Raw genomic sequence first — 7907 nt, forward strand, 5'->3', positions numbered from 1 at the left:
CCCCATGCTGTCCGCCCTGATCGCCGCCGCCGCCCTGACCCTGACCGCCCAAGATCCCGGCACAGCCGTGACCCTGCAAACCGAGGTCGGCCCCCTGCACGGCACCTGGCTGGCCCCGGCCGAGGCGCCCCGCGCGGTCGGCGTCATCATCGCCGGTTCGGGGCCGACCGACCGCGACGGCAACAGCACCCAGGGCATCCGCGCCTCCACCTACCGCCTGCTGGCGGGCGGTCTGGCCGATCAGGGCATCGCCACCGTCCGCTACGACAAGCGCGGCGTCGGTGAGAGCCTGTTCACCGGCATGGCCGAACAGGATCTGCGTTTCTCCCACCTCGTCGATGACGCCATCGGTTGGGCCGAGCAGGCTGCAGAACAGGCCGGCCTGCCCTGCGCCTGGCTGATCGGCCATAGCGAGGGGGCGCTGGTCGCCCTGGCCGCCACCGAACGCGACACCTCGGCCATCTGCGGTCTGGTGCTGGTGGCCGGAGCAGGTCGCCCGGCCCGGATCGTTCTGGAGGAACAGCTGGGCCCGCAGCTGCCCGAACCGATGCGGACCCAGGCCTTCACCGCGCTGGCCGAGCTCGAGGCCGGGCGCGAGGTCGAATCTGTCCCGGGCATCGAGGCCCTGTTCCGGCCTTCGGTCCAGCCCTATCTGATCTCGTGGCTGGCGCTCGATCCCCGCGAACTGGTCACCGCGTATGACGGCCCGGTCCTGGTCGCCCAGGGCACGACCGACATCCAGGTCACCACCGTCGACTCCGATGCCATGAAGGCGGCGCAGCCCGACGCCACCCTCGTCGTCTGGGAGGGCGTCAATCACGTGCTCAAGGTCGCCCCCGCCGAGCGCGCCGCCAACATCCGCGCCTATGCCGACCCGGACCTGCCACTGGCCGCCCCCGTCGTACCCGACATCGCCGGCTTCATCCTCGCGCCGCGCTAGCCTGCCGCCAGCGTCTCCTGGAAGCGCACCGGGCGACCGTGGGCGCTGCCCTGCAGTTCGCCGTCGCGCATCACCACCCGGCCGCGCACGATCGTCGCCATCGGCAGGCCCTGCACCTCCATGCCGTCGAACGGGGTCCAGCCCGACCGCGTGGCCATGTCGGCGTGCTTCAGCACGGTCTTCGCCTTCAGATCGACCAGCGTCAGATCGGCGTCATAGCCCTCGGCCATCCGCCCCTTGCCGGCGATGTTGAAGATGCGCTGGGCCCCGGCCGAGGTCAGGTCGATGAACCGCTCCAGCGTCATCCGCCCCTTCGCCACATGATCCAGCATGACCGGCACCAGCGTCTGCACGCCCGGCATGCCCGAGGGTGACGCCGGATAGGGCCGCGCCTTTTCCTCCAGCGTGTGCGGTGCGTGGTCCGAGCCCAGCACATCCACCACCCCTTGGGCGATGCCGCGCCACAGGCCCTCTATATGCGGCCGGTTGCGGATCGGCGGGTTCATCTGGGCCAGCGCCTTGAGCCGCTCGTAAGCCTCGTCGCCGTCCAGAGTCAGATGCTGGGGCGTGACCTCGACGGTGGCCACATCCTTCGCCCCCGCCAGGAATTCGATCTCCTCGGCGGTCGTCACGTGCAGCACATGGATACGCGCCCCGCATTCCCGCGCCAGCCCGACCAGACGCCGGGTGCTGCGGATCGCGCTTTCGACGTCACGCACCTCCGGGTGGCTGGTCCAGTCACCGGTCCGGGCCAGACTGCGCCGCTCGGCCAGCCGGTATTCGTCCTCGGAGTGGAAGGTCGCCCGCCGGTTCACCCGCTTCAGAATATCGCGCACCCCGTCGTCATCGGCGACCAGCAGGGTCCCGGTCGACGCCCCCATGAACACCTTGACCCCGCAGCAGCCCGGCAGCCGCTCCAGCTCGTCCAGATAGGCCGCGTTCTCGTGGGTGCCGCCGATGTAGAAGGCGTGGTCCGTCCACATCCGGTCCCGGGCCCGCGCCAGCTTGTCGGCCATGGCGTCGGCATCCGTAGTGGTCGGCTCGGTGTTCGGCATTTCGAAGACGGCGGTGACCCCGCCCAGCGCCGCCGCGCGGCTGCCGGTCTCCAGGTCTTCCTTCCACTCCAGCCCCGGCTCGCGGAAATGCACCTGGGTATCGATCACCCCCGGCAGCACCGTCAGGCCGGTGGCATCCACCTCCTCCCCGGCCGAGGCCTGCGACAGGTCGCCGATAAAGGCAATCCGGCCGTCGCGCACGCCCACATCGGCCGGTCCCCGTCCGGCGTGGTTGGCGACCTCGCCGCCCCGCACGATCAGGTCATAGCTGTTGCCCATGGCGATACTCCTGCCGGTCAGATCAGGCGGCGTCGGTCGTCAGGCGCCGCATGCAGGCTTTCAACACCCTCTCGGCCGGAAGGTCCATCATATGCTGAAGGGCCTGGTCGAAACGGGGGTCCATAACCCGGAATTCCTCAAAGCTGCGCGGCCCCCGCAGGGTCTGACCGCCCCAGGGCCCGCGTAACGACTCGTCCGACGGGCCGAACAGCGCCGTCACCGGCACACCCGCCGCCACCGCCAGCTGGGTCCACAGCGAATCCCCGCCCAGATAAAAGTCCGCGCGCTGCAAGGCCGCCAATGTCGCCAGCGGCGACAGCTTGCCCTGCGCCTCGATCACCCGCTCGCGTCGCACCACCAGCCGGATGGTGTGCGCCGCATCCCGGTCGTCCGGTCCGCCGACGATCAGCAGTCGCCCGCCCGCCAGCGGTCCCCCTTCGCCCAGCAGGGCCTGCGCCACCTTGGCATAGCGTTCCGCCGGCCACAGCCGCCCGATCCAGTCCGCCCCCGGTCCGATGGCCAGCAGCGGCCCGTCGCCCGGCCCCAGCAACGCCTTCGCGGCCTCCACGTCCTCGGCCGTCGGATGCAAGCGCGGCGCCGGCACCTCGTCCAGCTGCAGCACCCGCGCCGCCGCCTCGACCGCATGCAACCCATCGGGCATCTCGCCCCGCACCGCCCGCTTCTGCCGTCTCAGCACGCCCGACAGCTTGGTGCCGCGCATATCGACGACCAGACCCCAGTGCGTTCCCCGCACCTGGTTCCACAGGCCCGTCAGCTCGGCCAGCCCCTCGCCCTTCAGGACCAGCGTCCGGTCCAGCCTGGGCACTCCAGCAAACAGCGGCGCACTGGCGGGCGATCCCACGACGGTGAAGCGCGCCTGCGGCAGGGCTTCCGCCAGATGATCCAGCACGCCCGAGCCCATCACCGCCATCTCCGGGTCGGTTTCAGCGATGTAGAGGACGGGAAAGGCCGGGGGCATAAGCCTACCGTATACGGATTCTCGCAGGCAGGCAGCGGCATCGCCCCCTCGCCAAGCCGCCTTGACCGCCCTATCTGTGGAGCATGTCCGCCCGCATCGCCTCCCTCCCTGATCGCGCCCTCGTCCGGGTCAGCGGCCCGGATGCAAAGACCTTCCTCAACGGCCTGCTGACGCAGGAGATTCTGAGCCTCAAGCCGGGCGAGCTGCGCTTCGGCGCCCTGCTGTCCCCACCCGGTCGCCTGCTGTTCGACCTGTTCCTTCTGGGCCAGGACGACGGCGTGCTGATCGATGTCGCCGCTGACCGCCGGGACGCCCTGATCCAGCGGCTTTCGCTTTATCGCCTGCGCGCCGACGTCACGATCCAGCCGGACGACGGCACCGTCCAGGTCCTTTGGCCCGCAACTCCGGACACGCCCGGCACCTCGGACGCTCGCCTCGCGGATCTCGGCCACCGCCACTATGGCGCGCCCCTGCCCACCTCGGCCGAGGCCGCCGACTGGCACGACCATCGCCTGTCGCTGGGCATCCCCGACCCCGCCCGCGACGGCGGTCAGGACACCACCTATCCGATCGAGGCCGACTTCGATCTGCTCAACGGCATCGACTTTTCCAAGGGCTGTTTCATCGGTCAGGAGACGACCTCGCGCATGAAGCGGCGCGGCGCCATCCGCAACCGCATGCTGCCCCTCGACATTGACGGCCCCCTGCCCCCCTTCGGCTCCGAGGTCCTGAACGGAGACCGACGCGCGGGCCAGACCCTGTCCGGTCAGGGCAGCCGCCTCATGGCCCTGCTGCGTCTCGACCGGTTGGACGGCAACCTGACGGTCGAGGGGACGCCGGCAACGGTCCGACGGCCAGACTGGTTGGACCTCTAAAAAAAAGAAAACGCGCCCGAAGCGAACTCCGGGCGCGTCTCCCTATCGATCGTGAAACGTTTACTCGGCGGGCGTCTCGACGGCGGCGTCGACGTCCTCGGCCGCTTCGTTGGTGGCAGCGGCGGTGTTGTCGGCCACGGCGTCAGCATTCTCGGCGGTGTCTTCGGCGGCCGAGGCGACGGTGTCGCCGGCGGCGTCCGCGGTTTCAGCGGCATTGTCACCGGTCTCCTGCGAGCAGGCGGCAAGGGCCAGAGCGGCAGCAGCAGCGGCGAACAGGGCGATACGCATGGTTATATCCTCTGATTGTGGGAGCTATTGTTGTTTCGTTTCGGCAAGGACTTGTCCACCCCCTGACCTCCGTCGGCAGCCCTCTCGAGATCACGCCAGAGGGGCGAGCCGTCAGTCAGACGCCCGCTTCAGCTCCATCCGGAGCACCATCCGGCGCGCATCGCCTGTGTCCCAGCCGACCTCGCGGATCCGCAGGGCCGCTTCCAGCCACCGCACCCGCGTTTCCGGATCCTCGGTCAGGCGCGCCACCCGCACCATGGGGTCGGCCATCGACACATGACCCTGCCCGCGAAACTGCAGGATCGACAGCAGCGCCGCCTCATAGGTCTGGATCGCCTCATCGATCAGCCCCTCACGCTCATAGACCTCCGCCAGCCATAGCTGCGAGGCGATCAGGGCATCGGGATCGCTCTGGCCCAGTTCCCCGACCACACCGGGCGGATGCATGACGGCCTTGCTGTCCTGCGCGCGCGCCTCTCCCGCAAATGCAGCGGCAAGGCCGAGGGCAATCAGCGCGATCAGGAAGGGCATGCGGGTCACCTTCACCCCTTGCCAGACCGCGCGCCGCCCGGCGTCTGACGGGACATGACTCTTGCGTCCGGAGGCCAGCCCGGCGACCTTGCGGCCATGACCGACTCGCCCGTGCCCGACACGACCGGCCGCTGTGGCTGGTGCGGCACCGATCCCCTCTATGTCGCCTATCACGACCAGGAATGGGGCGTGCCTGAACGCGACCCGCGCGCCCTCTGGGAAAAGCTGGTGCTGGACGGCTTCCAGGCGGGCCTGTCGTGGATCACCATCCTGAAAAAGCGCGAGGCCTTCCGCGCTGCCTTTGACGATTTCGATCCGGAAAAGGTCGCCCGCTATGGCGAGGCCGACCGCCAGCGCCTGCTGAACGACGCGGGAATCGTCCGCTCGGGGGCCAAGATCGACGCCACCATTTCGGGCGCTCGCCTCTGGCTGGACTTGCAGGATCAGGGTCGCGACATGTCGGACTGGCTCTGGTCTTTCGTGGGGGGTCAGCCCATCCAGAACGACTGGCCCTCTATGGCCCAGGTCCCGGCCCAGACACCGCAGTCCGTCGCCATGGCCAAGGCGCTGAAGGCCGAGGGCTTCAAATTCTGCGGCCCGGTCATCGTCTATGCCTTTATGCAGGCGACCGGCATGGTCAATGACCACGTCACGACCTGCCATCGGCATGCCCCCCTCTCAGGCGGTCAGGGCTGATGCTGCGACCTGATCTGACGCTGGAACAGGAATGGGCCGCCCACGGCCTCGTTTGCGGCGTGGACGAGGCCGGGCGTGGCCCCTGGGCGGGGCCCGTCAGCGCGGCCGCCGTGATCCTTGATCCCGACTGCCTGCCCGAGGGCCTGAACGACTCCAAGGCGCTGTCAGAGGCCGCGCGCGAGGCGGCCGAGGCCGGCATCAAGGCGCGCGCCCTGTGCTGGTCCGTGGCCTTTGCGACGGTCGAGGAGATTGATCGCCTTAACATCCTGCGCGCCACCGAACTGGCCATGCGGCGCGCGGTTCAGGGTCTGGCGCAACGCGCCGCGCTGGCCCTGATCGACGGCAATCATGCGCTGGATGTGGGGTGCCGTTCGGTCGCCGTCATCAAGGGTGATGCGCGCTCCGCCTCCATCGCCGCCGCCTCCATCCTCGCCAAGACCGCGCGCGACCGGCTGATGCATGAGCTTGAAGCCGAACACCCCGGCTATGGGTTTGCCCGGCACAAGGGCTATGGCGTGCCGCTGCACCGGCAGGCGCTCGACCGCCTCGGCCCTTGCGCCCAGCACCGCCGCTCGTTCGCGCCGATCCGGGCGCTCGTGGACTACGATCAGAGAGTAGCGGCCGACTGACGCTTTGCTACGAAAGAAAGCGAACCGGAGCGGGTATCAGCTTGCAAAACCTGAACCCTCAAAGTTGACGGCGTCAGAGGTCTCCGCCGTCTCAACGTCAAGTCTGTGAAGCTCGGGCCGCACCCAGTCAGCCCGTTGATCGGCCGCAACATTTGAAGCAAGCGGGTGGTCTTCGGTCATGATGGGATCCAGGAGAAGGAGGTAAAAAACTATTGAATTTCCACCTAACCTGCGATCACGCCGACGGCAACTGGATTTTAAAGCGCCATGGCTCCGCCCATCAGGGCTCCCATCAGCGCCGCCAGCAAACCTCCGCCGACCAGGATCATCCAGTGCGGAATCTCTTCGCTCTCGGCCTCTGCAGGACCGGCGACGTTGGCTGCCGTGAACCGGTCGCGGCGCGGCTCGGGCGCGCGCCAGGCGACGGTCTGGAAGGCGTCGATGGCCCGGTCCGACCGGACCAGACCCCGGCCCGCAAATCTGGCCTCGCTGCCCATTTCGTCCGCCTCAATGTCATGGATCGTCTGCATGACGACCAAACGGCATCAAACCCCGACGGTTCCCGCAGATCAAGCTGCGTGCGGCAGGGCCACCGGCTCCGGCGTCACCACATATAGGTACTCGACATTCCGCAAACGCCCGATCTGACCGACCTTCTCGCCCTTCGGGTTATGGATGCCGATGCGGGCTCCGACATAGCGGGGATGGGCGATTTCGATCACCTGCACATGCCCCCGCGCCGACAGCATGCCGGTCAGCGCCTCCCGGTCCAGATAGCCCTCGTCATTGAACGACACGACCAGATTGGGAGCACGCAACCCCTCGATCACCGCCGCCAGCGCAGGGCCAATCCCGGGCCGGCTGTTGAAGGCGCTTTTCCGCGTCTTCACATCGATCCGCTTGTTGGCCACGCCATAGGTCTCGGGCTTGTCCCACAGCACCAGACTTTCCCAGCAGTGATAATTTCCTAGATAGGAATGCTGGTTATAGGGCGGGTCCAGATAGACCAGATCGGCCTCGATCTCCGGCGCGATCGTGACCGCATCGGCCTGCGTCGCCCGACATGGCGCCCCCACCGACGGCAGCACATCCGGCATCCGCAGTTCCAATGGCTTCAAGGCACGCGGGGCCCACTGCTTCATATAGGCCATCTGCACCCCCGCCGTGGAGTCGACCCGGTCGGCCGCCTCCATCAGGCTGACCAGCACGATGGCCTTCAGGTCCGGCTCCAGATCCAGCGCCTCGATCCGTTCGCGCATGGCGTCGATCCGCGCGCCGTTGTCGGGGTGGAAATAGCGCGCGTCCTCGCAAAAGGCCCGGGTGAACCAGCCGGCCTCGGGCTTGAGCTGGCGCAGCTCGGCCAGCACCGCCAAGGCCCTATCGAGCCACCGCTCCCGGTCCGCCTGCACATAGGCCGTGGCCAGGGTGTGGGCATAGGCATTGTGGTCATTTGACCAGACGCGGTAGCCCGCCCGCTTCAGCGCATGCCCAACCCTGGCCGAGCCGCTGAACAGATCACACACGGTCGTCCCCGGCCCCGCCAGCGCGCCAATCGCCGAGGTCACCTGCCCCAGCAAAGCCCGCTTCGAGCCGATATATTTGATCATGCACTCATCTCCTCCCCCGCCCGCGGGG

10 protein-coding genes are annotated in these 7907 nt (G+C 68.3%); 4 read left to right on the plus strand and 6 right to left on the minus strand.

Annotated features, from left to right (window positions below):
• The first annotated feature begins 4 nt into the window (after positions 1-4).
• On the plus strand, positions 5-940 hold the full coding sequence (locus B4K74_RS07790) for an alpha/beta hydrolase (protein ID WP_286692460.1): 936 nt from the start codon (positions 5-7) through the stop codon (positions 938-940).
• Here B4K74_RS07790 and B4K74_RS07795 read toward each other — a convergent pair.
• Together B4K74_RS07795 and B4K74_RS07800 are read right to left on the minus strand one after the other, a co-directional pair.
• Positions 937-2274, minus strand: coding sequence for a dihydroorotase (locus B4K74_RS07795; RefSeq protein WP_286692461.1), 1338 nt, complete (start codon positions 2272-2274; stop codon positions 937-939). The genes B4K74_RS07790 and B4K74_RS07795 overlap by 4 nt on opposite strands.
• Positions 2275-2296: 22 nt before the next feature.
• Positions 2297-3253, minus strand: coding sequence for a glycosyltransferase family 9 protein (locus B4K74_RS07800; RefSeq protein WP_286692462.1), 957 nt, complete (start codon positions 3251-3253; stop codon positions 2297-2299).
• 83 nt (positions 3254-3336) lie between these two features.
• Between B4K74_RS07800 and B4K74_RS07805 the strand changes: the two genes are divergently transcribed.
• Complete coding sequence (locus B4K74_RS07805) at positions 3337-4128, plus strand: YgfZ/GcvT domain-containing protein (RefSeq protein WP_286692463.1); 792 nt, start codon at positions 3337-3339, stop codon at positions 4126-4128.
• A gap of 60 nt (positions 4129-4188) precedes the next feature.
• Here the strand turns inward: B4K74_RS07805 and B4K74_RS07810 are convergent, their stop codons facing one another.
• Together B4K74_RS07810 and B4K74_RS07815 are read right to left on the minus strand one after the other, a co-directional pair.
• Entirely contained in the window at positions 4189-4416 is a 228-nt protein-coding gene (locus B4K74_RS07810; protein ID WP_286692464.1) for a hypothetical protein, read from the minus strand.
• Positions 4417-4527: 111 nt separating this feature from the next.
• Positions 4528-4947, minus strand: coding sequence for a tetratricopeptide repeat protein (locus tag B4K74_RS07815; RefSeq protein WP_286692465.1), 420 nt, complete (start codon positions 4945-4947; stop codon positions 4528-4530).
• A gap of 96 nt (positions 4948-5043) precedes the next feature.
• Between B4K74_RS07815 and B4K74_RS07820 the strand changes: the two genes are divergently transcribed.
• Complete coding sequence (locus tag B4K74_RS07820) at positions 5044-5643, plus strand: DNA-3-methyladenine glycosylase I (RefSeq protein ID WP_286692485.1); 600 nt, start codon at positions 5044-5046, stop codon at positions 5641-5643.
• Positions 5643-6272 carry a ribonuclease HII gene (locus B4K74_RS07825; RefSeq protein WP_286692466.1) on the plus strand — a complete coding sequence of 210 codons (630 nt, stop codon included), beginning with the start codon at positions 5643-5645 and terminating at the stop codon, positions 6270-6272. The genes B4K74_RS07820 and B4K74_RS07825 overlap by 1 nt, the downstream gene beginning before the upstream one ends.
• A 257-nt stretch (positions 6273-6529) precedes the next feature.
• On the opposite strand, the gene B4K74_RS07830 is transcribed toward B4K74_RS07825, so the two are convergent.
• The gene (locus B4K74_RS07830; protein ID WP_286692467.1) at positions 6530-6802 is read right to left on the minus strand and encodes a hypothetical protein; all 273 of its coding nucleotides are present in this window, start codon (positions 6800-6802) and stop codon (positions 6530-6532) included.
• A 39-nt stretch (positions 6803-6841) separates the two neighbouring features.
• Positions 6842-7879 (minus strand): DNA adenine methylase, encoded by a 1038-nt coding sequence (locus B4K74_RS07835; RefSeq protein WP_286692468.1) that lies wholly within the window; start codon positions 7877-7879, stop codon positions 6842-6844.
• Between the last annotated feature and the right edge of the window lie 28 nt (positions 7880-7907).

Source organism: Brevundimonas sp. UBA2503 (assembly GCF_002341485.1).
In the GTDB taxonomy this organism is placed as follows: Bacteria; Pseudomonadota; Alphaproteobacteria; order Caulobacterales; family Caulobacteraceae; genus Brevundimonas; species Brevundimonas halotolerans.

Bases quoted from the DNA above. Each gene is read 5' to 3' on its own strand.
- B4K74_RS07790 (WP_286692460.1), top strand. From the start codon at position 5: ATGCTGTCCGCCCTGATCGCCGCCGCCGCCCTGACCCTGACCGCCCAA.
- B4K74_RS07795 (WP_286692461.1), bottom strand. From the start codon at position 2,274: ATGGGCAACAGCTATGACCTGATCGTGCGGGGCGGCGAGGTCGCCAAC.
- B4K74_RS07800 (WP_286692462.1), bottom strand. From the start codon at position 3,253: ATGCCCCCGGCCTTTCCCGTCCTCTACATCGCTGAAACCGACCCGGAG.
- B4K74_RS07805 (WP_286692463.1), top strand. From the start codon at position 3,337: ATGTCCGCCCGCATCGCCTCCCTCCCTGATCGCGCCCTCGTCCGGGTC.
- B4K74_RS07810 (WP_286692464.1), bottom strand. From the start codon at position 4,416: ATGCGTATCGCCCTGTTCGCCGCTGCTGCTGCCGCTCTGGCCCTTGCC.
- B4K74_RS07815 (WP_286692465.1), bottom strand. From the start codon at position 4,947: ATGCCCTTCCTGATCGCGCTGATTGCCCTCGGCCTTGCCGCTGCATTT.
- B4K74_RS07820 (WP_286692485.1), top strand. From the start codon at position 5,044: ATGACCGACTCGCCCGTGCCCGACACGACCGGCCGCTGTGGCTGGTGC.
- B4K74_RS07825 (WP_286692466.1), top strand. From the start codon at position 5,643: ATGCTGCGACCTGATCTGACGCTGGAACAGGAATGGGCCGCCCACGGC.
- B4K74_RS07830 (WP_286692467.1), bottom strand. From the start codon at position 6,802: ATGCAGACGATCCATGACATTGAGGCGGACGAAATGGGCAGCGAGGCC.
- B4K74_RS07835 (WP_286692468.1), bottom strand. From the start codon at position 7,879: ATGATCAAATATATCGGCTCGAAGCGGGCTTTGCTGGGGCAGGTGACC.